At 55.5% G+C, this 22,685-nt stretch carries 15 protein-coding genes; 5 read left to right on the top strand and 10 right to left on the bottom strand.

The features are described 5' to 3' along the window. Nucleotides 1-232 precede the first annotated feature (232 nt). Nucleotides 233-442: a ribosome modulation factor gene (rmf, locus tag V8L70_RS02720; protein ID WP_007111057.1), complete on the top strand. Its 210-nt coding sequence runs from the start codon at nucleotides 233-235 to the stop codon at nucleotides 440-442. 125 nt (nucleotides 443-567) lie between these two features. Here rmf and V8L70_RS02715 read toward each other — a convergent pair whose 3' ends face one another. The 5 genes from V8L70_RS02715 to V8L70_RS02695 form a co-directional block, all read right to left on the bottom strand. Next, a complete protein-coding gene (locus V8L70_RS02715; RefSeq protein ID WP_336268757.1) occupies nucleotides 568-1,584 on the bottom strand; it encodes a quinone-dependent dihydroorotate dehydrogenase in 1,017 nt (338 codons plus the stop codon). 110 nt (nucleotides 1,585-1,694) lie between these two features. After that, nucleotides 1,695-6,518: an NAD-glutamate dehydrogenase gene (locus V8L70_RS02710; RefSeq protein WP_101146112.1), complete on the bottom strand. Its 4,824-nt coding sequence runs from the start codon at nucleotides 6,516-6,518 to the stop codon at nucleotides 1,695-1,697. A gap of 171 nt (nucleotides 6,519-6,689) precedes the next feature. Next, on the bottom strand, nucleotides 6,690-7,811 hold the full coding sequence (gene trmA, locus V8L70_RS02705; protein ID WP_101146111.1) for a tRNA (uridine(54)-C5)-methyltransferase TrmA: 1,122 nt from the start codon (nucleotides 7,809-7,811) through the stop codon (nucleotides 6,690-6,692). Nucleotides 7,812-7,946: 135 nt separating this feature from the next. After that, nucleotides 7,947-8,744: a glutamate racemase gene (gene murI, locus V8L70_RS02700; RefSeq protein WP_101146110.1), complete on the bottom strand. Its 798-nt coding sequence runs from the start codon at nucleotides 8,742-8,744 to the stop codon at nucleotides 7,947-7,949. A 150-nt stretch (nucleotides 8,745-8,894) separates the two neighbouring features. Further along, entirely contained in the window at nucleotides 8,895-9,440 is a 546-nt protein-coding gene (locus V8L70_RS02695; protein ID WP_101146109.1) for a hemerythrin domain-containing protein, read from the bottom strand. Between the two features lie 238 nt (nucleotides 9,441-9,678). Here V8L70_RS02695 and V8L70_RS02690 point away from each other — a divergent pair, with 238 nt between their 5' ends. Then, complete coding sequence (locus V8L70_RS02690) at nucleotides 9,679-11,013, top strand: replication-associated recombination protein A (RefSeq protein ID WP_101146108.1); 1,335 nt, start codon at nucleotides 9,679-9,681, stop codon at nucleotides 11,011-11,013. 98 nt (nucleotides 11,014-11,111) lie between these two features. Here the strand turns inward: V8L70_RS02690 and lolA are convergent, their stop codons facing one another. Then, the gene (gene lolA, locus V8L70_RS02685) at nucleotides 11,112-11,777 is read right to left on the bottom strand and encodes an outer membrane lipoprotein periplasmic chaperone LolA (RefSeq protein WP_101146107.1); all 666 of its coding nucleotides are present in this window, start codon (nucleotides 11,775-11,777) and stop codon (nucleotides 11,112-11,114) included. A 170-nt stretch (nucleotides 11,778-11,947) separates the two neighbouring features. After that, nucleotides 11,948-15,187: a DNA translocase FtsK gene (locus V8L70_RS02680; RefSeq protein WP_101146106.1), complete on the bottom strand. Its 3,240-nt coding sequence runs from the start codon at nucleotides 15,185-15,187 to the stop codon at nucleotides 11,948-11,950. A 194-nt stretch (nucleotides 15,188-15,381) separates the two neighbouring features. On the opposite strand from V8L70_RS02680, the gene aat reads away from it, so the two are divergent. From aat to infA, 3 genes are all read left to right on the top strand, one after another. Further along, complete coding sequence (aat, locus tag V8L70_RS02675) at nucleotides 15,382-16,128, top strand: leucyl/phenylalanyl-tRNA--protein transferase (protein ID WP_101146105.1); 747 nt, start codon at nucleotides 15,382-15,384, stop codon at nucleotides 16,126-16,128. 37 nt (nucleotides 16,129-16,165) lie between these two features. After that, nucleotides 16,166-16,900: an arginyltransferase gene (locus tag V8L70_RS02670; protein ID WP_101146104.1), complete on the top strand. Its 735-nt coding sequence runs from the start codon at nucleotides 16,166-16,168 to the stop codon at nucleotides 16,898-16,900. 131 nt (nucleotides 16,901-17,031) lie between these two features. Then, entirely contained in the window at nucleotides 17,032-17,250 is a 219-nt protein-coding gene (infA, locus tag V8L70_RS02665) for a translation initiation factor IF-1 (protein ID WP_007111068.1), read from the top strand. A gap of 162 nt (nucleotides 17,251-17,412) precedes the next feature. On the opposite strand, the gene clpA is transcribed toward infA, so the two are convergent. The 3 genes from clpA to V8L70_RS02650 form a co-directional block, all read right to left on the bottom strand. Next, nucleotides 17,413-19,689, bottom strand: a complete 2,277-nt coding sequence (clpA, locus tag V8L70_RS02660; RefSeq protein ID WP_101146103.1) for an ATP-dependent Clp protease ATP-binding subunit ClpA — start codon at nucleotides 19,687-19,689, stop codon at nucleotides 17,413-17,415. Between the two features lie 139 nt (nucleotides 19,690-19,828). After that, nucleotides 19,829-20,137 (bottom strand): ATP-dependent Clp protease adapter ClpS, encoded by a 309-nt coding sequence (gene clpS / locus V8L70_RS02655; protein WP_008958433.1) that lies wholly within the window; start codon nucleotides 20,135-20,137, stop codon nucleotides 19,829-19,831. Nucleotides 20,138-20,423: 286 nt separating this feature from the next. Next, nucleotides 20,424-22,658, bottom strand: coding sequence for an NADP-dependent isocitrate dehydrogenase (locus V8L70_RS02650; protein ID WP_101146102.1), 2,235 nt, complete (start codon nucleotides 22,656-22,658; stop codon nucleotides 20,424-20,426). Nucleotides 22,659-22,685: the final 27 nt, after the last annotated feature.

The following is a 22,685-nucleotide window of genomic DNA, read 5'->3' as shown; positions in this document are numbered from 1 at the left end:
TGAAAAACGCATGCGTTGCTTGTCAGGGTCAGTCTAAGACTTGGCCTATGGCTTGTAAGTGTTCTTTGCTAGAGATGGCCGCTCGGCTCGTTCAGCCCGTGAGCGCCTGACGTCTAGGTTGAAGCGGCATCTCGCTCTTGAAGCAAGTTCTCGGAATAGCGGCTGTTATTGATAAATTTTGTTAATAACATCCTATTTCTTATCAAAGGCTTTCGTGAAAAGAGGTTAGCCAATGAAACGGCAAAAACGTGATCGCTTCCAGCGGGCTTATGTCCACGGCTACAAAGCGGGTGTATCGGGTCGTTCTCGTGACGACTGCCCGAGTCAAGATATTAATTTACGCGAATACTGGATGAGCGGTTGGCGTGAAGGTCGCGGCGACCAGTGGGACGGGATGACCGGCATTTCCGGTATCCACAAAAACCCCTTAGTCATGGCCTAACGTTTTTATTTTTCAAGATTCTAAAAGAAAGATTTTAAGCGAGAGGTTTTCAGTGAGCCCACTTTTTCAAGTGGGCTTTTTAGTGCGCATTGATATCCACACTGCTTTGCTAATCATCTGCACGCTCAACCGTTAGCTTTCAGTGCCCTTGCACACTCACCGACCAGTTTAGGCCCTTGATAGATCAACCCCGAGTAGAGTTGCAATAAATCTGCGCCCGCCGCGATTTTGGCCTGGGCTGCAGCGGCACTATCGATTCCACCGACACCGATGATAGGTAGCGATGGTAGATGCTCACGTAACTGGCGAATAACGCGATTTGATGTCTCGAAGACAGGTTTTCCAGAAAGCCCACCCGCCTCCTCCGCTTGTGAGTCACCCTCTACTCCCGCGCGGGAAACCGTCGTATTGGTAGCAATCACGCCATCAAGTGCATTGCGCTGAATGCTTTCTGCCATCAACGCCACTTCTTCCGCGCTCATATCCGGGGCGATCTTAATCAGTAATGGAGTTTTTCTGCCCGCTTGAGCATCAAGCTCGTTGGCGCGAGCGCGAATAGGCCCCAGCAACGCGTCCAGCTGTTCACCAAACTGTAAGGTACGCAGCCCAGGGGTATTCGGCGAGGAGACGTTAACGGCAATGTAATCCGCATAAGGGTGCACCGCATCTAGACATACCAGGTAGTCATCCAGTGCGTTCTCTACTGACGTCGTCAGGTTTTTACCAATATTGATGCCTACAATGCCACCGTAGTGACGCTGTTTAACCTGCTGGATCAGATGCGCAACCCCTTTGTTGTTAAAACCAAAGCGGTTGATGATCGCTTCATGCTGCGCTAAGCGAAACAGCCGAGGCTTAGGATTCCCTGGCTGCGGCTTAGGCGTCACTGTTCCGACCTCGACAAAGCCAAACCCCAGCGCGCCCAGCGCATCCAGGTGGTCGGCGTTCTTGTCCAACCCCGCGGCGAGACCTACTCGATTGGCAAAGCGCAGCCCCATCAGTTCGACGGGATCCTCGACCGGCTGGCCAAATAGCCGTGTAACGCCCCCTACCCGATGCAGTGCATCCAACGCACCCAGCGCCATACCGTGAGAGGTTTCTGGGTCAACGCGAAAGAACAGTGAGCGGGCGAGGTTGTACATAGCGGATCTCTTGAAGCGGGGACTGAAAACGGGCACTAGTATAACGCAATAAAGCGCGCCCTGGTGGAGAACCAGGACGCGCTTTTGCAGAGCGGAATCACTAGGTAAATTTAGGCTTCGCTATCGCTTTCAGCCAGATCTACCAGTTCGCGTACCGCCACGGCGAAGAGCGCAAAGCCCCCTTCACTGCCGCCACGCACCTCTTCAATCAAACGACACCAGCGGCGATGCAGATCGGCGTGCTGATCCAACCATTGTGCCACCCGCTCTTGGGTATCGCGGCTTCCCGCATCGAGCTTCAGCACGCTGGTGGTCAACGCCAACTGCTGGCGTTCGATGTCGTCGCGAAAGGTTTCCCGCGCTTGAGCCTGCCAAGCATCACGCACTTCCAGTTGGGTTACCTGTTGGATCATCCAGGGTAGTTCCAGACGGCTGCCAATTTCGTAGAGCACTTCCGCCACCCGCTGCGGTTTCTCATTGGTCAGGCGCGCGGCCTGGATAATACCCAGCCCCGCATAGAGGCTCGATGACGCCGCCACGGTAGAGGCGAGAGCATCCGGCACACCGGCCTCCAATAGCTCATCACGGCGAGTGTTCCAGGCGCTCAGTTCTTCGCCACTGAGCAGCTCACCAATGCCTTCCTGCAGCTGGGCCAGGCGGGGAGCAAAATACTCAATGGTATCCTGCGTAGAGAGCCCTAAATGCTGACGCACGAACCAGCGCGTGGCACGGCGGATCAAGCGCATCAGATCGAGCATCATCGAATACTGAATGCGGTTGGGCACTTGGTTATCGAGGGCTTCGATTTGCGCCCACAGCCCAGGCAGATTAAAGCTGTCACGGGCCACGATATAGGCGCGGGCGATATCGGCGCGCCCCGCGCCGGTGGAGTCCATCAGGCGGCGTACAAAGACGATACCCATATGATCGACCAGATCGTTAGCCACCTGGGTCGCGACGATTTCACGCTTCAGACGGTGTTCGTACATTTCATCTTTAAAGCGTTCCACCAGCACCGAGGGGAACAGGCGTTCCAGGTGGCGGTGAATATACTGATCGTCAGGTACGTCCGAGGTAATCAAGTCGCCTTTCAAGGTACTTTTGGCGTAGGAGATCAGAACCGACAGCTCAGGCAAGCGCATCCCTTGGTCATTACTGGCGCGCTCTTTTAGCACCTCATCGGTGGGCAGGAACTCCAGCTCACGATCAATCTGCCCGGTGGCTTCCAACTCGCTGATAAAGCGACGGTAGGGACCCATCGATTGGTCGGAGAGGATCGCCGATAGATCCAGCGCCTGGCTTTGGCGGTAATTATCCAGAATCACCAGCTCTGACACTTCATCGGTCATTTCCGCCAGCAGCTGATTACGCTGTTTATCGGTCATGTCACCGCGTTTGACGACTTCATCGATCAATATCTTGATATTGACCTCGTGGTCAGAGCAGTTCACCCCGCCCGCGTTGTCAATGAAGTCCGTATAGACGCGCACGCCTTTGGCGGCGGCTTCCATACGGCCACGCTGGGTCAAACCGAGGTTACCGCCCTCACCCACTACGCGGCAGTTCAGATCGTTGCCATTGATACGCAGGGTGTCATTGGCTTTGTCACCGACATCCGCATCGGTTTCATCGGAGCCTTTCACATAGGTACCGATACCGCCGTTCCAGATCAAATCCACTTTGGATTTGAGCATCGCGCGGATCAATTCGTTAGGCGACAGGCGTGACTCCTGAATGCCAAACACCTGCTGCATTTCCGGGGTGATGGTGATTGACTTAGCACTGCGACTAAAGATGCCGCCGCCTGCAGAGATCAATTCCTGGCTGTAGTCTTCCCAGCTGGAGCGTGGCAGTGCGAACAACCGATTGCGCTCGGCAAACGATGCTTCTGCATCCGGATTAGGATCAACAAAGATGTGCAGGTGGTTGAAGGCGCCGACTAGTTGGATCTTGTCGGAGAGCAGCATGCCGTTACCGAACACATCGCCGGCCATGTCACCAATCCCGACCACGCTGAACAGATCGCGCTGGGTATCCACATCCAGATTCTTGAAGTGGCGCTTAACCGATTCCCAAGCACCGCGGGCGGTGATGCCCATTTTCTTGTGGTCATAGCCGTTGGCACCGCCGGAGGCAAAAGCATCACCCAGCCAGTGGCCATACTCTAGGGAAATCTCGTTGGCGATGTCCGAGAAGGTCGCCGTGCCTTTGTCGGCAGCCACTACCAAATAGGCGTCATCTTCATCGTGGCGAACAACGTTTTCCGGCGGCACCACATCGCTACCCACCAAGTTGTCGGTAACATCCAGCAGCGCGCGGATAAAGATTTGGTAACAGGCGATACCCTCTTTCTGAACGACATCGCGGCTGGCGTTTTCCGGCATGCGCTTGCACACGAAACCGCCTTTTGCCCCCACCGGCACAATAACGGCATTTTTTACTTGTTGCGCTTTTACCAGGCCCAACACTTCGGTGCGGTAATCTTCAAAGCGATCCGACCAGCGCAGACCACCGCGAGCGACTTTGCCGCCACGCAGGTGAACACCTTCCACCCGCGGCGAGCAGACGAAAATCTCGAACATCGGGCGCGGCTTGGGCATGCCGGTCACTTTGGAGGGCTCGAGTTTGTAAGCGATATAGTCTTTAAAGCGCCCGCCCTCGACGAGCTGGTAATAGTTGGTACGCAGCGTAGCGAGAATCAGCTCCATAAAGCGGCGCAGCAGCTGGTCATCGTTAAGACTGGCCACGCCTTCAAGGCGCTCATTCAAGCTGGCGACACATTCATCAGTGGCATGATCCTGCTGCTCAGGATCAAATTGAAGACGGAATAGTTCGACCAGCTCGCGCGTGATGGCCGGGTAGTTGGCCAGCGTCGCGGCAATATAGTCCTGGGACATGCCAAAGCGTATCTGCTTCAAATAGCGCGCATAGCCACGCAGCATGGCGACTTCACGCCAGTCCAGCCCGGCGCCGATAATCAAGCGGTTGAAGGCATCGTTGTCGGCTTCGCCGGACCAGATACGCTTGAACGCCTCTGTAAACACGTCACGCATATCGCCCAGGCTGACATCCGCACCGCTGTGCTCTAGTTCAAAATCGTGAATCCAGTAGCGCTGTTCAGGGGCGTTGATATCGTAAGGGCGCTCGCCAATCACGCGCAGGCCGAGGTTTTCCATCATCGGCAGCACATCAGAGAGCGGAATTTGCGATTCGCGATGGAACAGCTTTAGGTTAACACCCCCGCCCTGCTCTTCCAGCGGGCGATAGAGCGACAGCGATAAATCGTCGCCGTTGTTCAGGGTCAAGAGATGCTGCACATCGAACACGGCGGTGCGTGCCGAGAAGTCTTCACGGTAGCTGGCTGAGAATGCTTCGCGGAAGTGATCCATGAGGCTGTTGGCACGCTCTTCGCCGAACCCTTCCACCATGGCGTTGTGTAGCTCGTCGCGCCAGCTACGCGCCAGCCGCGCCACTTTGCTCTCCAGGCGCTTGAGATCGTATTCACTGGGCGCATCGCCGTTGAAACGCAGAATCAACTGAATGCGCGCCAGTACCGACTCGGATAAGTAGGTATTGAAGTCGCCAAAGTGGGCATCCAGTTCATCGCATAATACGTTCTGAATTCGCTGACGCAGATCCGTCGAGAATACGTCACGCGGTACAAACACCAAGCAGGAGTAGAACTTGCCGCTGATATCGGCGCGGATAAACAGACGCACCTGGCGGCGCTCACGGATATTGAGAATGCCCAGGGAAGTACTGGCCAACGATTCGGTGTCGATTTGGAACAAGTCATCGCGGGGGTAGACTTCCAACACCTGGAGCAGCTGCTTGCCGTTATGGCCCTGGGGGTTGAACCCGGCAATATCCATCACCGCTTTTAGCTTACGGCGCAGCAGCGGAATATTACGCGGAGATTCGTTATACACCGTTGAGGTGAACAGACCAAAGAAGCGTCGTTCGCCGATCACATTGCCGTCGTCATCGTAGCGATCAACGGTGATGTAGTCTGGGTACGTAGGACGATGCACCCGTGAGTGGTGAGCACTCTTGGCAAACGAGAGCAGTTGCGGCACCAGCACATAGTCGTTGTGCTCGTCGACGCCCTCTTCGGTACGGATACGTTCGCAGTAGCGCGGTTGTTCCAGGCGGAAAACGCCCAGAACGCTATCTGCATCGCGCTTCAATTCGCCGCTTTCGAGCAAATACTCGTCGTAACCCAAGAAGGTGAAATTATCTTTCAGCAACCACTCTAGAAAGGCAATTGCCTCTTCGTGGTCATCGGGATCGATCTGCGGCGGGCAGCTCTTTTCCAGTTCTTGAATGGAGGCAGTGATTTGCGAACACATGGCGTCGTAATCACCCACGGCGGTGCGCACATCGCGCAGCACGTCGTTGAGGTTGCTTTCGATTTTTGCAAGCAACGCCTCATCGGTATGTCGGTCGACTTCAATAACAATCAAGGACTCACGTGCGTCAGGCGCGTTCTCATCGCGAGGTGAGGTTTGGGTCTGTAACTGATGGCGGTCATCTCGGGCGACGGCCAGTACCGCGTTTTGAATCGCGTGTACCGTCAAGCCGCGGCGGTTGAGCTCGATACGCACCGAGTCGACCAAAAACGGCATATCTTCATGCAACACGGCGACAAAGGTATGCGTTGACTGCCAGCCATGCTCTTCAAAATCCGGGTTAAAGACGCGCACTTTGGGGCTTTTAGGATCATGGTGCTGCAAAAACTGCCAAATCGAAAGCGTAGCCCCATACAGATCGTCCAGGCGACGATCGACAAGATCTTCCACCGGCACGGTGGCGTAAAAGTGTCGAGCAAAGGCGTCAATGGTCGCAGCTCGAGCAGGCTCCAAGCGCGCATATAATCGCTCTTGCAACTGCTTCAAAAGATCCTGACGACTCTCTTCAATCGCAACGTAGTGCATCCATCACCTCGACTGCCTGGGCCATTGATCGGCCAAAAAACGAAGGACAATAGGCCTTTAGGCCAACATAGCGTCTAGCTTACGCTACCTATCGTCGCGTCCCTAATCACATGACATGTTGTTCATGGCGCATACCGTTTACGCATTAGGGCGTTAGCACATTCAACCTAATTAACTATCTCGCCGCGTTAACAATACCCCGCACTCACAGTGATCGGTAAACGGGAACTGGTCAAATAGCGCAAAGCGCTCAATGCGATGGGTAGTGGTCAGTATGGTCAAGTTTTCAGCCAATGTGGCCGGGTTGCATGAAATATAGACGATCTGAGCGTACTCGCTGAGCTGTTCACAGCTCTGCTCATCTAGCCCAGCGCGGGGCGGGTCGACCAGTACGGTGGAAAAATCGTACTCCTCCAACCCCATTTCTGCCACGCGACGCCCGGCCTTTTCGCCCTTCAGCGCTTGTGAAAACTCTTCTGCTGACATGCGACCAATTTGCGCGTTGGTAACACCATTGGCTTCCAGATTGACGTTGGCACTGGCGACCGATGTGCGGGAAATTTCGGTGGCGAGGACGCGACGGAAATTCTCGGCGAGCGCAATGGTAAAATTGCCGTTTCCGCAATAAAGCTCGACCAAATCTTTCTTTGCATCGTCCTCTGGCTGGCCAACGGTGACTTCACGCGCCCAGCTGAGCATTTTTTGGCAGATATGCGCATTGGGCTGGGTGAAGCTGTTTTCGACCTGCTGATAGTGCAACGCGCGACCATCCACCTCTAGGCGCTCCCAGACGTGATCACGGGTCAGCACGATGCGCTGTTTGCGGGAGCGGCCAATGATCATGATGCCGAGTTCAGCTTCCAGCGCTCGTGCTTCGCGCTCCCATTCATCGCCTAAGGGCCGATGATAAATCAGCGTGACCAGCGCCTCGCCGGAGAGCGTGGTTAAAAACTCCACCTGAAACAGCTTGCGACGCAGCTCGTCAGACGCCAGACAGGCCTCACGCAGCTGTGGCATGAGCTGATTGATTCGCTCACTGGCGACAGCGTACTGATCTAAGCGAATGACGCGCTTATTTTTTGGATTCTCAGGATCGACTTCAAACATGGCATAGAAGAGATCGTTCTCTTCATGCCAAATGCGAAATTCACAGCGCTGGCGATAGTAGCCCGGCGGTGATTCAAACACTTCTAGTGCCGGTGGCTGGAAAGGCGCAAAGGTCGTCTCAAGATAGTCGCGCTTGGCGGCTAGCTGCTCGGCATAACGTTCAGGTTCTACGACGGGGATAGCCAAGGCTGCTCCTCTTGAATAAATTCAGAAATAGGGATTCAAAAATACGGTTTCAATAATTCGGTTTTGAAAATAGGGTTTTGAAAATTGCGCTTTGAAAATAGAGCTTCGAAAACAGTAGCGGGTAAACAGGATGCATTAACTCACGGACAATAGCTGCGGGGCGTTAAATCCATAGCGCGCTAAACCAGCGGTTAAGTTTACCGCGGGTGCCGTGGTCCAACAGCGGCCATCTTGGTGTTCACTGGCGAGCGCATCCACCACCTGAGCCACCCGCCGTGCGATCGCGTCACCAGAATCAATCCAATGCAAAGGCGCTGGAGCAAGCTCGCTTAACCACGGTTTAAGCAACGGAAAATGGGTACAGCCGAGAACCACGGTGTCCAACTTGGGAGACACGGTTGGCGCGGTGACGGCTTGCCATAACGGCGCCAATGCCGACTGCATACGCTCTACGTTGGGCGTGATGCCAGCCAAATAGGCCTCTGCCTCTACCACCAAGGCATCGGCCGCCACGCGGGTAATGACGCAGTCACTGGCAAAGCTATCAATCAAGCGCTGGGTATAGGGCCGCCCCACGGTGGCCTTGGTGGCCAATAAGCCGATGTGACGCGTTTGGCTCAGTGCGGCAGCAGGCTTGATAGCAGGCACGGTGCCTACCACGGGAATCATTAACTGCTGGCGTAGTTGCTCCAACGCCAGCGTACTGGCGGTGTTACAGGCAACCACCAGCACGCTAGGCTGGCAAGCAGCTACCGCGGCTTTACAGACCGACACGATGCGCTCGGTTAGGGCGGAATCTTCGCGCAGCCCATACGGCAGCCAGGCATTATCACAGGCGTAGCACATGGCTACATCGGGGTAGTGTTGGCGCAGCGAATGCGCTACCGACAGACCGCCGACACCGGAATCAAAAATTAATACGGGGCCCTTCATGATTCTCTTCGCATCACTATCCTGCTTCATTCCTCAGCGCCGAGCTGGTCGATGGTTGAACGGTTGCTCACTAAAAACGGGGCTGCCAGTTTAGCATGCCCCGCCTGTTAATTTGTTGCTCGTCGACCCAGGTTAATGCCGTATTGGTGGCTATACCGCAGGTACATCCGCCCCGCGCAGTTCTGCATAGAGTTCAGGGTAGGCTTGTTGCAGGCGTTCTAGCTCCTGTTCGGCGCCAGCAGGAAGCGCTGAACGCAACTCGTCCATATCTTCCTGGCTAAAGTGTTCGTCGATCAGGGGGAACAGGCCCTCGCGTTCGTGACGCAGGTAGGCCCTGTGCGCCTCTAGATAGTCTTTAAGGTCTTCGGCAAAACGATCCATTGGCATGACGTTGTCCATCAGGATCATGTCGATATCGCTGGATAGACGCTGCAAGCGGGGTTTTAACTCACGATACTCACTGGCCATCTTCTCGGTCAGTGCACCGTTGTCGGGCGCTTTAGCCTGTAGTCGCTCAACGCACACCCTTTCCAGCGGGGTAGCAAAACCATCCATGTAGGACAGGATGTAATCGACCACTTCACGCATTAGCTTGAAATTGGGCCGTTCTCCCTGGGCAAGCGTTTTTTGCTTCAGCTGCAGCACATGAAGCATACGGGCCATATTGGCATGATCTAGACGCAGTTGGTTTAGCATGGAGCCGTCTCCTTTATCGTGTCATGCCTGCCGTCACGCTAAGAGCTAACGGCACGCAATCATAGGGGCATAGCAACTAACTAACAGGGGTTATCATTAACAATGCCTCTATGGCGCTATCCTAGCAAGTGCATCTTTCTGTTAGGTTACGCCAAAGGTAGTTCGACAAGCCGCGCTTTACCACAGACACTTGTTGCTAATAAGTAGTTCTACGTGACGAATGACAACGGAAGTTTCCATGGATCTTTTTGATAGCGCCCACGCAGCACCTTCTGAAGACGCCCCACTCGCCTTTCGCATGCGCCCACGCCAGCTGGACGATTACGTAGGCCAGCAGGCGTTAGTGGGGCCAGACAAGCCGCTGCGCCGGATGGCGGAATCAGGCCTCGTGCGTTCGATGATTTTGTGGGGGCCGCCGGGCGTGGGTAAAACCACGCTAGCGGAGCTCTTGGCGCGGGCTTCCGACGCCCATTTAGAGCGCCTTAGCGCGGTGATGGCCGGGGTAAAAGAGATTCGCGCCGTGGTGGAGCGAGCCCAACAAATGTCATCGACGGTGATCCTTTTCCTGGATGAGATTCACCGCCTCAACAAGAGCCAGCAGGATGCCCTGCTTCCCCACGTGGAGTCGGGCCTGCTGACGCTAATTGGCGCCACCACCGAAAACCCCTCGTTCGAGGTCAATTCGGCGCTGCTCTCCCGCGCGCGAGTTTATGTGTTGAAATCACTGACCCAAGAAGAGCTCATCACGGTAATGCGCCAAGCGCTTAACGACGTGGAGCGCGGCCTCGGCAAACGCGATATTGTCGTCGATGATGAAGTGTTGAGCGCGCTAGCCCACGCCAGCGCCGGTGATGCCCGTCGGGCGCTGGGGCTTTTAGAAACGGCATGTGATTTCGCCACCCAGGAAGCGGGCCGCGAAGTGCTCCATAAGGACGTACTGGCGGATGTGATTGGCCACCAGGCCAGTGCCTTCGATAAGCAGGGCGACGCCTACTACGACCTGCTCTCGGCGATTCACAAATCCATTCGTTCATCACGCCCTAATGCCGCGCTGCTGTATATGGCGCGCTTCATGCAGGGTGGCGGCGACCCGCTGGACGTGGTGCGCAGACTGACGGCCATTGCCTCAGAGGATGTCGGCAATGCCGACCCGCGCGCCCTGCCGCTAGTTATTGCCGCCTGGGACGCCTACCTGCGCCTGGGAGATTACGAAGGCCAGCGGGCGATAGCCCATGCAGCCATTCACTTGGCGGTGGCGCCTAAAAGCAACCGCATTGATCGTGCCTGGAGTGAGGCCAAGCAGTATGTAAGCCAGCAACCTCAAGTGGAAGTGCCGACCTATCTGCGCAATGCACCCACCAAGCTGATGGAGCAACTGGGCCATGGTGAAGGATACCGCTATGCCCACAATGAACCCGATGGTTACCCGGCGGGTAGCGCCCACGATTGCTGGCCTGACGAGCTGCCTAAAGCCATTTTCTTTAAGCCGAGCCCTTTCGGTCAAGAGAAACGCTTTAGCGAAATCATGGCATGGCGGGAAAATCGTGACCAAGAAGCAGATCAGGCGCCCTAAGGCGCCTGACGGTTTACTCTCTGGCTTGTGCAGACAACGCTAGCTTGAAGCGCTTTCTTAAAGCTCCTTCTTTCTTAGAGCTCTTCTTAGAGCTCTTCTTAGAGCTCTTCGCGGATCACATCCGTGCCTTCGGGAATTTCGAAGTCAAACATATCCGAGGCGATCTCGCCATTGAGAGTGATATTGCTAAAGGTAATCGCGGTGCGCTGGCCGGTGCTGTCCATCATCCACAGCTCAGTTAGCGTGTCGGCATCGAATACCATACTTAACTCTTCGAACAGCGTATCGGCAGAGATAGGTACCAGGGTAAACACATCTTCCCCCCCGTCCTGCTCGTAAAAGACCTCATAGCTTTCGGTTAAATCGTCCACGCTTCCCGAGAGCAGCAGCGCGGGGGTATGGGTGACGCGATCATCCATTTCCTGAACGGTGACTTGTTCAAGATCAGGGTCATACATGTAGACATCGTCGCCATCGGAAACCACGGTTTGCGAGTACGGCGCTTCGACTTCCCAACGCAGCATACCCGGGCGTGACAACCACATTTCGCCGCGTGCGCTCTGTAGTCGCTCGCCGCTGCCATCGAGAATCTGCTGGTCAAAAGACGCCTGATAACGCTCGAGTGGATCCAGCCGCTCGGTCAAACGCTCGGCTGCATCATCCGCCCATGCGGGGGCACCGAAGGTTAGACCCAAGGCGCTTGCTGCCAATGCCAGGGGTGAAGCACCCAGCGATGAAGTTCGTTTTGATTGCGTATCGCGCATGTGATCTCCCTAGGCAACCGTTGCTAACGAATGATTGCTCAAAACGGTTGCTCAATAATCAAGCAGTGAGGTCGGCGTAACCGTCCATGTGTTGTAAGACGTGAAAAGCGCCGCAGGGTTTCACCAGCGGCGCTATTTTCACGCTTATTGCATAATTGTGGCTTTTTGACCTAGTGGCCCACCGGGGGCGGCGCCAGCACTTCGCGTGCGCCATTAGAGCCCATGGATGTCACCACACCGGCGCCTTCCATGGCTTCTACTAAGCGCGCCGCCCGGTTATAGCCAATTTTAAAGCGCCGCTGAACGGCAGAAATCGACGCTTTACGCGTTTCAGTGACAAACTGGACGGCCTCATCGTAAAGCGCGTCCTGCTCGGCATCGTCGCCATCGCCCCCTTCCGCTTCAAGACCGGTCAAGGCATCCGCGGAGACGCCCCCAGAAAGGATCTCCTCGATATATTCCGGGGCGCCACGGCGCTTCCAGTCATCGACCACCCGGTGTACTTCGTCATCATCCACAAAGGCACCGTGGATGCGGTTAGGCGGCCCGGAACCGGCGGGCAGATAGAGCATATCACCGTGCCCAAGCAGGCTTTCCGCGCCGCCCTGGTCAAGAATGGTGCGCGAATCGATGCGCGATGACACCTGGAAGGCCATTCGCGAAGGAATATTGGCCTTGATCAGACCCGTCACCACATCCACCGAGGGGCGCTGCGTCGCTAGAATCAGATGGATACCGGCGGCACGTGCTTTTTGCGCCAAACGGGCAATCAGCTCTTCGACCTTCTTACCGACGATCATGAACATGTCGGCAAATTCGTCGATCACCACAACGATGTAGGGCAGTTTTTTCAACACGGGGTGCGGTTGATGTACTTCCCAGGGTTGCGGCTCCCAAAGCGGGTCTGCCACTTGCGCACCGGCGCGTTCGGCTTCATCCAAACGGCCATTAAAACCTGCAATATTACGCACCCCCATGGCCGCCATTAGCTTATAGCGGCGCTCCATTTCAGCCACACACCAGCGCAGGCTGTTGGCCGCCTCTTTCATATCGGTGACCACCGGTGCCAGCAAATGGGGAATGCCGTCGTAGACCGACAGCTCCAGCATTTTAGGGTCGACCATGATCAGCTTCAGCTCGCTGGGCTTCGCCTTGAGCAGCATCGAGATCAGCATGGCGTTAACACCCACCGACTTACCCGAACCTGTCGTACCCGCGACCAATAGGTGCGGCATCTTGCCCAGGTTGGCCACCACCGGGCTACCGCCAATATCTTGCCCCAGCGCCATGGTCAGCGGCGAGGTTTCCTGCTGGTAACGGTCAGAGTCGATGACTTCGCGTAGCCGGATCATGGCGCGGTTGGGGTTAGGTATTTCAATGCCTACTGTTGGCCGGCCCGGAATCACCTCGACCACCCGCACGCTCTTGACCATCAAGGAGCGCGCCAAATCTTTGGCAAGGTTGCTGATTTTGGAGACCTTCACGCCCGCCGCGGGCTTGATCTCAAAGCGTGTAATTACCGGCCCAGGCCAGGTATCGACGACTTCCGCCTTAACGCCGTACTCGCGCAGCCGTACTTCGAGCAGCTCCGCCATATCGGCCAGTTGCTCTTCGGTATAGTTCGGCTGATGCGGCTCTGCCGGTGTCAGCAGTTGCAGGCTCGGCACCTCGCCTTCTGGCTCGTCCATGGTTTCAAAGGCAGGCCGTTGACTCTGTAAATGTTCCACGGTCCAAAGCGCTGGGCCTTCATCCGCTTCTGGCGCACTCTCATCGGGGGCGAAGGTAGGCTCACGACGCGCAGTTGGCGTAGGCGTCGTAGGTGATGACTGTCTAGATGATGAATAAGCAGCCCCTGGTACGGTTTCGGCTTGCGGCTCTGCCGGGTACAGCGCTTCGTCGTCCATCTCTTCGTCGTCCCAAACGGGCTCTGGCACGACCTCTGCCACACGCTCAGGTTTACGGGCAGGCTCGGGCTCAAAAACGTGCACGGGGGTCTGCTCCGTAACATCACTACGATGAGTGCTCGTTTCTGCTTTTGCTATTTCATCTGTGTGTGATGGTTCAGCAGAATGCGATGGCTCAGGAGTGTACGCTGGCTCAGCGGTGAGTGATGGCTCACTATGCTGTTTAACAGCGGTTTCATCGTTGACGAAATAGTGCTGGCTGGCGGGCTCGGTCGTCTCTTCCTGGCGCGACGCACGCAATGGGAAAGCACTGGCTTTTTCCTGGGGCGCATCATCAGGCTCAGACGCTACCGCCGACGTGCTTGGTTGTACGAACGCATTTTCCCGCGGCGCAGGCGGCGCTGCGCTTTCAGCCTTTTGTTCCGCTTGATGGGCTGGCGTCACTGGTGATTTGGTCGGCGCTTCTATCGAAGGCTCACCGTCAGGCGCGGGGCTTTTAGCAGGCACATGCTTATTGCTGGAAAACGCGGCCGCTTCCCAAGGAATGGAGGTGTCTGTCGTGTCACGGCTAGGTGCAGAAGCGGCGGCAGCGTCAGTGTCGCCGCTATCCAGCGGCATGGAGAAACCTGGCTCACGCCGTTCACGGCCAGCGGCACTTTTACCGACCGGCTCAGCCGTGGGCTTAACCTCAGCAGGCTGTTTATCTTTCAGTGTTGCGTTTGACTCGGCTGCCTGGTTGGGCTCTGCTTTAGACTTAGGCGTCGGTGCGGGTTTAGCCGCCGCGCGCTGCGCCGCACGCATACGGCGAGCTTGCCGTCGAGCTGATAGCCAACCACCCAAGCGGCAGATCCGCTTACCGAGTTCATCCGCCACCTGTAGCCACGACATACCGCTGAACAGCGGAAAGCCGCTTAAAATGAGCGCAGCCGCTATCAAACCAACCCCGCCACTGCCAACGAGCGGCCTCAATGCGCCGACCAAGCCCTCGCCCAAGATACCGCCAGAGGCGTAGGGCAGCATGCTATCTGGGTGGTAAAAATGCAGCGCCCCGAGCATGGTGGTGCCGAAAATCAGCAACACCAATCCACCTGCGTGTACGGCAATCGCCACCGGATCGAGTTCAAAACGCACCTGGCGAGAGCGAATCAACCACCAGGCGGCAAAACCAAACATGCCCGGCCACCATAAGGCACTGGCACCAAGCAATGAATAAAGAACATCGGCTAACCATGCCCCCACCTGCCCCATCCAGTTGCGCACATCCGTTTCGGCCCCCTGATAAGACCAGCCTGGGTCGGCGGGGTGGTAACTAAACAGTGCTAATAATAAAAATACACACAATGCGAGCAGTATCACCACGACACCTTCGCGCACAGAGCCTTGTAAGCGCAGGCCAAAACGGCGAGCCTTATCTTTTGCAGCGTTAACACGCGCAGAAGAAGCCGATGCTGGTGTTTGACGCGCGCTACGCTGCGTTCGCTTGTTAACTGCTTTATTCACTTTCAAGCGACTCTCCCTTTACACCTAAATGGCGTCTTTAATCCACTTGCGAGTTTGCATGATACCGAGCATCCTTCCGCCGTCACAGAGCCTCTTGCTAAGCATTCAGCAGAAGAACGTTGTAAAGAACACATGTCGTACAAGAATCTATGCCGTACACGAACGTTCGTCGTTCACGACCCTAGCAATAGGAGCACTTAATGCTGCCTTGGCTTTCCTCGCCATACCCTAATTTTCCCGCCATATCGACGGCCCTCGATTCACCCAACGGGCTGCTGGCGGCCGGTGGGCAGCTTTCACCCATTTGGCTAGTAGACGCTTACCGGCAGGGAATATTTCCATGGTTTAGCGATGACGACCCCATTTTGTGGTGGAGCCCAGACCCGCGCATGATACTCCTACCCGAGCAATTTAAGCAGCGCCGGAGCCTCACCAAACGGTTGCGCCATGGTGGCTTCCATATCACCCTGGATCAACACTTCGATCAGGTTATTCACGCCTGTGCCGCTCCGCGAGACGAATTAGGCGGCACCTGGATCACCAACGAGATGCGTGCCGCCTACGGTCAGCTACATGCCCTCGGCATTGCCCATAGTATTGAAGTCCACCAAGGCGGCCAGTTAGTGGGCGGCCTGTACGGCATTGCCATGGGGCCAATGTTTTTTGGCGAATCCATGTTTTCCCGCACACCTGATGCTTCTAAAGTCGCCCTCGCCCATCTAGCGAGAGCCATGCGCGAGCATGACGGTAAGCTGATCGACTGCCAAATGCACACGCCTCACTTGGCCAGCCTGGGCGCTATTACAGTCGCTCGCGAAGCATTCATCAACTATCTTAATAACTGGTTACCCAGTAAGGCGTTTACGTTACCCTCATCACCCGATGAGACGCCGATCGTTCCTCCATCGCCGTGGCTAAAAGCAATTGCCACCGAGGCTAACGTATAAGAGATGAACCCATTATGCTTCACCCAGGAGGCAAGCCGTGAGTAGTAACACTCCGCGTCGCCCGGTGCGGGATTTACGCTTCTTCCTTACCGTTCCTCATGCCTGCAGCTATCTGCCAGGCAAAGAAGCGACAACGCTATTTCTCGACCCGCAGGAGTCACCCGTGCCTGGGGTCTATGACTCACTGGCACTGCTTGGGTTTCGACGTAGCGGGCGCCATCTTTACCGCCCCCACTGCGAAGGCTGCAACGCCTGTCGGTCGGTACGCATTCCGGTTGAAACATTCGAGCCTAATCGCACACAGCGAAAAATTTGGCGGCGTAATGCAGATCTTACCATTCGCGTCATGCCCGCTTACTATGCTTCAAGCCACTATGACTTGTATGCGGATTATATTCGTCAACGTCACGCTGACGGCGATATGTTTCCACCCAGCCGGGAGCAGTACCGTACCTTCCTCACCCTTGATGAGCCCTACGCCCATCTCATGGAGATATATCTCCATGACGAGCTGATCGGTGTCACCGCCTTTGATCAACTGGAGCATGGCCTCTCGGCCATTTACACCTTTTTTGCCGTGAGCGAAGCGCTGGATAAGCGCTCATTAGGCACTTTTGCTATTCTTCAGCTGATTGAGCTCAGCCGAGAAAAAGCGCTCCCACACCTATATTTAGGGTATTGGATCGAAGAGTGCCGTAAGATGCGCTACAAACAGGCTTTTGCACCGCTGGAAATACTCGATGGGCGCCACTGGCGGCAGTTAATCCGCTAAACGAGTAAGCTTTTTTGCCTTGACGGCAGGCTTACGGCACAATATAGCGCTGTTTCTTGAGCGCCTGCCTAACGGCACTCAAATGCTGACTGATTGTAACACTACTAACTCATAAGTGAGGAAATGCCTATATGGCACGCGAAGATCATATTGAAATGGAAGGCGTTATCGTCGATACCCTTCCGAATACCATGTTTCGTGTTGAGCTGGAGAACGGCCACGTTGTAACCGCTCACATCTCTGGCAAGATGCGCAAAAACTACATCCGCATTCTGACCGGCGACAAGGTAAAAGTAGAGCTAACACCTTACGATCTTTCTAAAGGCCGTATCGTTTACCGTTCGCGCTAAGTCGTTACAGCGTTAACGCGTTCGGCTAGCCCCCTCCCGCCAGGCCGTTCAGTGTCAATGGCTGTTCATTAAAAACGACAACGCCCCGTCAATGACAGGGCGCTGCGTTTTAGGCATGACTAGTGCTTGAATGTCAAGCTGTAGCGCTGCTTAGCGCCCTTTTCAGGGCGCATCAGCCATTTCAGTCTCGGTGGAAAGGTGTAATTCGCCCTCCTCCAGGCTTACATGCACAATGCCACCCTGATCCGCCAGCTCGCCAAACAGAATCATCTCGGCTAATGGCTTCTTAAGCTTCTCTTGGATGAGACGCGCCATGGGGCGTGCGCCCATATCCGGATCATAGCCTTTGTCGGCCAGCCAATCCCTCGCCATGTCGTCTACATCCAGCTGCACACGCTTCTCATCCAACTGCGCCTGCAGTTCGATCAAGAACTTGTCGACCACGTTGCGGACAACGGAAACCGGCAGCGCGTGGAACTGTATAATGCCATCCAGGCGGTTGCGGAACTCAGGCGAGAATGTACGCCGGATGACTTCCATCGCATCGGTCGAGTGATCTTGGTGCTGGAAACCAATCGAACGGCGCGACGCCTGCTCAGCCCCGGCGTTGGACGTCATGATGACGATCACATGGCGGAAGTCGGCTTCGCGACCGTTGTTATCCGTCAAGCGGCCGTGATCCATCACCTGCAACAGCAGGTTAAAGACTTCCGGGTGCGCTTTCTCGATCTCATCCAGCAGCAACACGCAGTGAGGCTGTTTGGTAACCGCTTCGGTTAACAAGCCGCCCTGGTCATAGCCGACATAACCGGGAGGCGCACCGATAAGACGCGATACGGTGTGACGCTCCATGTACTCGGACATATCGAAGCGCACCAGCTCGATACCCATGATATGGGCGAGCTGCTTGGCTACTTCGGTTTTACCCACCCCAGTAGGACCAGCAAATAGGAAGCTACCCACCGGTTTGTCAGGCGATTTAAGCCCCGCACGGGACAGTTTGATGGCCGCAGAGAGGCTATCGATCGCTTCATCCTGCCCAAAGACCAGCATTTTCAGGTCACGATCAAGCTTTTCAAGCAGCTTGCGGTCGGAGCTTGAAACGCTCTTCGGCGGGATCCGTGCAATGGAGGCGACGACGGCTTCCACTTGCTCCACGTCGATGGTTTTAGCTCGAACTTCCGGTGGCAGTAGCCGCTGATGCGCCCCCGCCTCGTCAATGACATCAATCGCCTTGTCAGGCAGGAAGCGATCATTGATGTAGCGATCCGCCAGCCGCGCGGCACTTTCTAAGGCACCGTCGGTGTACTTGAGCTCATGGTGCTCTTCAAAGCGTGAACGCAGCCCCTTGAGGATCTTGATGGTGTCATCAACAGAGGGCGCCAGCACGTCGACTTTCTGGAAACGACGCGCCAAGGCACGATCTTTCTCAAAGATGCCCCGGAACTCTTGAAAAGTAGTGGAACCAATGCAGCGCAGCTCACCCGAAGAGAGCAGCGGCTTGAGCAGGTTTGATGCATCCATCACACCACCGGAGGCGGCGCCCGCACCGATGACGGTATGAATTTCATCAATGAAAAGCACGGCGTTAGGCTGTTTACGAAGCTCACCCAGCAAGCCCTTGAGGCGCTTTTCAAAATCCCCGCGGTATTTCGTACCGGCAAGCAGTGCACCCATATCCAGCGAGTAAACCACCGCATCGGCAATCACGTCGGGTACATCTTCTTCCACAATGCGCTTGGCCAAGCCTTCGGCAATCGCGGTTTTACCCACACCCGCCTCACCGACCAAGAGCGGATTGTTTTTGCGACGACGCGCCAGGATTTGTACGACGCGCTCCAACTCGTGATCACGACCGATCAACGGATCGATTTTGCCGAGCCGCGCCTGCTCATTCAGATTGGTGGCGTAGCCAGTAAGCGGGTGTGCAGCGCCTTCGCTACTGCCTTCTTCCGCATCTTCACTTTCTGATGAAGAGGGTGACGGGGACGGCCCGTGGCCAGCTACTTTAGAGATACCATGCGCAATATAATTCACCGCATCAACGCGGGCCACGCTTTGCTGCTTAAGGAAGTAAACCGCTTGGCTCTCCTGCTCGGAGAAAATAGCCACCAGCACGTTCGCGCCGGAAACTTCACTTTTACCAGATGACTGAACGTGGAAAACCGCACGCTGTAAAACGCGTTGAAAACCGAGCGTGGGCTGTGTTTCGCGATCACCCTGACCCTCTGGGATCAGCGGGGTGGTCGAGTTGATAAAATCCTGCAGATCGGACCGCAGCTTATCGAGGTTAGCCCCGCACGCCTTCAGTACGTCTACCGCTGAGGCATTATCCAGCAACGCTAGCAGCAGGTGCTCAACGGTCATGAACTCGTGGCGCTTGGAACGCGCGACGGTAAAGGCCGTGTTCAGGGTCATTTCAAGTTCTTTGCTCAGCATGGCAGTCCCCTTTTCGCTACTACCTAGGGCGTATCGCCACCTAGGGCTTGCGTCGGATCAGTTTAATCGACCGGCTCTCTCAACATCGGGTACAAATGGCACGGTTGCAAGCCTCTCCGCCAATTATTTCTCAACGCTTTTAATTGGCGGCCTCAATATCGCTTATCAACGGATGCTCGCACTCACGGGCGTACTCGTTTACCTGATAGCTTTTGGTTTCCGCTATATCACGGGTAAACACGCCGCAAGTGGCCTTACCCTGGGTATGAACCGCGAGCATCACCTGAACGGCGGTCTCGCTATCCATGTTGAAAAAGCCTTGCAGTACTTCAATGACGAATTCCATCGGCGTGTAGTCGTCGTTATGAAGCACCACCTTATAAAGTGGCGGTTGCGCCAGCGCTGGCTCTGCTGGCTGCACCGCTATATCGCCATCTTCATCGGGCATATTTGGGCGCGTCATTCCCGCATACACGGGAAGATCGACCAAGTATGAGCTCTCTAGGTTGGACATAAGCAGCACGATTATTTGTCTCAAGACTGACCGATAGAAGCATCGCTACGTTTTACTATAGCTAATTCACAGCAATGGCGAATTCACTAGTACATAAGACGCTAACGATCAGCAAGGGTTCATGGAAAAATTAAAATATCACAGGATGCATTAGCGAAGGCAATGCAAAACCCCCGCACGCCAAGCGGACGGGGGTTAGGCTTAATCGAAGACGGAGCGATTAGCCCTTGGCGACGATGGTCAACGTCTCATTGAGGGTTTGGCTGGGACGCATTACTTTGTCTGTCAGCGCGTGGTCAGGATGGTAGTAGCCACCAATATCGGTAGGCTGACCCTGCACACTATTGAGCTCATCGACAATCGTCGCTTCTTTGGCCGTCAGTGCTTCGGTTAAGCGACCGAACAGCTCTTTCATCTCGGTATCGTCATTCTGTTCAGCCAACGCTTCTGCCCAGTATAGCGCTAAATAGAAGTGACTACCGCGATTGTCGAGCTCACCCACTTTGCGCGAAGGCGATTTGTTGCTGTCCAGGAACTTACCGTTAGCCTGGTCGAGCGCTTTGGCTAACATTTTCGCACGTGCGTTATCGAAGGTACTGCCCAGGTGCTCAAGCGAGGCGGCCAAGGCCAGGAATTCACCCAGCGAATCCCAACGCAGGTGGTTCTCTTCCAACAGCTGTTGAACGTGCTTGGGTGCAGAGCCACCCGCGCCGGTCTCGAACAGGCCACCGCCGTTCATTAACGGTACGATCGACAGCATCTTGGCGCTGGTGCCCAGCTCCATGATCGGGAACAGGTCGGTCAGGTAATCGCGCAGTACGTTACCGGTGACGGAGATGGTGTCTTCACCTTTGCGAATCCGCTCAAGCGAGAAGCGCATCGCCTCTTCTGGCGCCATAATACGAATATCCAGGCCAGTGGTATCGTGCTCTTTCAGGTAGCTTTCTACTTTCTTGATCAACTGGGCATCGTGGGCGCGCTGGGCGTCCAGCCAGAAGATAGCGGGAGTGCTGCTTTCGCGGGCACGGTTCACCGCCAGCTTCACCCAGTCGCGAATCGGGGCATCTTTGGTCTGGCACATACGCCAGATGTCGCCCTGCTCAACGCGGTGCTCAAGCACTACTTTGCCGTCGGTGTCGGTGACGCGCACGGTGCCGTCGCTAGGAATCTGGAAGGTCTTGTCGTGAGAGCCGTACTCTTCGGCTTTCTGTGCCATTAAGCCAACGTTGGGTACGCTGCCCATGGTGGTCGGATCAAAAGCGCCGTGCTGCTTGCAGTCTTCGATCACGGTTTGGTAGATGCCGGCGTAGCAACGATCCGGAATCACCGCTTTGACGTCGTGCAGTTGGTCATCGGCGCCCCACATCTTGCCTGAGTCACGAATCATGGCCGGCATGGAAGCATCAATGATCACGTCGCTGGGCACGTGCAGGTTGGTGATACCTTTATGCGAGTTCACCATCGCCAGACGCGGGCGTTCGGCATACAGCGCCTGGATTTCACTTTCAATCTCGCTTTGACGCTGTTCAGGCAGCGACTTAATCGCCGAGTAGAGATCGCCAATACCGTTATTGGGATCAAAACCCGCCTGCTTGAGCTCATCCGCGTGCTTGCTCAGCACGTCCTGATAAAATTCGCTGACCACCATGCCGAACATAATCGGGTCAGAGACCTTCATCATGGTCGCTTTAAGATGTAGCGAGAACAGTACGTCTTTGGCTTTGGCGTCGGCCACTTCTTCCGCCACGAAACGACGTAGCGCATTACGGCTCATCACCGCACCATCAACGACTTCGTTTTCGAGGACTGACGTTTTCTGCTTGAGTACGTTAGTGCTTCCGTCGTTAGCGACCAGTTCAATTTTGAGGTCTGTGGCTTTTTCAATCAGCGCCGACTTCTCACTGTCGTAAAAATCGCCTTCACTCATGTGAGCCACGTGGGACTTGGAGTCACTGCTCCACTCGCCCATGCGGTGCGGGTATTTACGCGCGTAATTTTTGACTGACAGCGGTGCGCGGCGGTCAGAGTTACCTTCACGCAATACCGGGTTAACGGCACTGCCTTTGGTTTTGTCGTAGCGCGCTTGGATGTCTTTCTCTTCGTCAGACTGGGGGGCTTCCGGGTAATCAGGGAGCTTGTAGCCCTGCTGCTGCAGCTCTTTAATCACCGCCTTCAACTGCGGTAGCGAAGCACTGATATTGGGCAACTTGATGATATTAGCTTCTGGGGTCTTGGTCAGTTCGCCAAGCTCGGCCAGGTGATCGCCGATCTGTTGCTCTTCGCTCAGGTAATCAGGAAACTGAGAGATAATCCGAGCGGCCAGCGAAATATCGCGCGTCTCTACCTGAATACCTGCAGAATCGGTAAAGGCATCGATAATCGGCAACAGGGAGTACGTCGCGAGCGCGGGGGCTTCGTCGGTGAGCGTATAGATGATCTTCGGCGTTTTGGTCATTTTTGCGTTAACCTCTCTTGTCACTAC

It is taken from the genome of Vreelandella arctica (assembly GCF_037070215.1).
GTDB lineage: Bacteria > Pseudomonadota > Gammaproteobacteria > Pseudomonadales > Halomonadaceae > Vreelandella > Vreelandella arctica.
This window is presented reverse-complemented; position numbering and strand designations above follow the sequence as displayed.

Coding starts and splice junctions, on each gene's coding strand:
- rmf (WP_007111057.1), top strand. CDS start 233: ATGAAACGGCAAAAACGTGATCGCTTCCAGCGGGCTTATGTCCACGGC.
- V8L70_RS02715 (WP_336268757.1), bottom strand. CDS start 1,584: ATGTACAACCTCGCCCGCTCACTGTTCTTTCGCGTTGACCCAGAAACC.
- V8L70_RS02710 (WP_101146112.1), bottom strand. CDS start 6,518: ATGCACTACGTTGCGATTGAAGAGAGTCGTCAGGATCTTTTGAAGCAG.
- murI (WP_101146110.1), bottom strand. CDS start 8,744: ATGAAGGGCCCCGTATTAATTTTTGATTCCGGTGTCGGCGGTCTGTCG.
- V8L70_RS02695 (WP_101146109.1), bottom strand. CDS start 9,440: ATGCTAAACCAACTGCGTCTAGATCATGCCAATATGGCCCGTATGCTT.
- V8L70_RS02690 (WP_101146108.1), top strand. CDS start 9,679: ATGGATCTTTTTGATAGCGCCCACGCAGCACCTTCTGAAGACGCCCCA.
- lolA (WP_101146107.1), bottom strand. CDS start 11,777: ATGCGCGATACGCAATCAAAACGAACTTCATCGCTGGGTGCTTCACCC.
- aat (WP_101146105.1), top strand. CDS start 15,382: ATGCTGCCTTGGCTTTCCTCGCCATACCCTAATTTTCCCGCCATATCG.
- infA (WP_007111068.1), top strand. CDS start 17,032: ATGGCACGCGAAGATCATATTGAAATGGAAGGCGTTATCGTCGATACC.
- clpA (WP_101146103.1), bottom strand. CDS start 19,689: ATGCTGAGCAAAGAACTTGAAATGACCCTGAACACGGCCTTTACCGTC.
- clpS (WP_008958433.1), bottom strand. CDS start 20,137: ATGCCCGATGAAGATGGCGATATAGCGGTGCAGCCAGCAGAGCCAGCG.
- V8L70_RS02650 (WP_101146102.1), bottom strand. CDS start 22,658: ATGACCAAAACGCCGAAGATCATCTATACGCTCACCGACGAAGCCCCC.